At 60.4% G+C, this 536-nt stretch carries 1 pseudogene; it reads right to left on the bottom strand.

The features are described 5' to 3' along the window. Positions 1-536, bottom strand: a pseudogene (locus L691_RS0122795) (PHP-associated domain-containing protein); the annotation flags it as partial.

The raw sequence follows: 536 nt of genomic DNA, 5'->3' as shown, positions 1-536 counted from the left end.
CCCGGGCTACCCCAGCCAGTTCCTCCTCGCTAGCTTCATGCAGGATATTCATCTCGGTGCCGAAGGCCTGCAGCAGAAGATTCATCTTCGCCTTTCCAAGACCCGGAATAAACTCCAGAGGCACCTGATAACGGTAAGGCGGGCGGTGCTCCGGAACGACCGGCTTCTCCCGGTCCGCGATATTCAGAATCCGGTCCAGCACGCCCTGCACCAGCTTTACGCTCCCGCAGTACGGACAGCGCTGCGAGGTCGCATAAGCTTCGTCGATAATGCCGCCGCAGCCCGCGCAGTACGTCCGGTGATACTTGCCAAGCCGGGGGTTCAGCCCGTAATTGGCCGTAATCCGGCGGCCTTCGCGGCCTTCGAGCGCGAGCCGCAGCTCCGCAAACGAAGGGGCCGCGAGCTCCATTTCATTGTACTCGCGTCCGATCTTGCCCAGCGAATGAGCATCCGAATTTGTCAGGAACGTGTACGGGTCGAGTTCAGAAATATAGCCGGCCATTTCCGAATCTGCGCTGAGGCCGAGTTCCACTGCG

The organism is Paenibacillus zanthoxyli JH29 (assembly GCF_000520715.1).
GTDB classification, from domain to species: domain Bacteria; phylum Bacillota; class Bacilli; order Paenibacillales; family Paenibacillaceae; genus Paenibacillus_AQ; species Paenibacillus_AQ zanthoxyli.
Note: the sequence above shows the minus strand (reverse complement) of the source record. Positions and strands in the feature narration are given on the sequence as shown.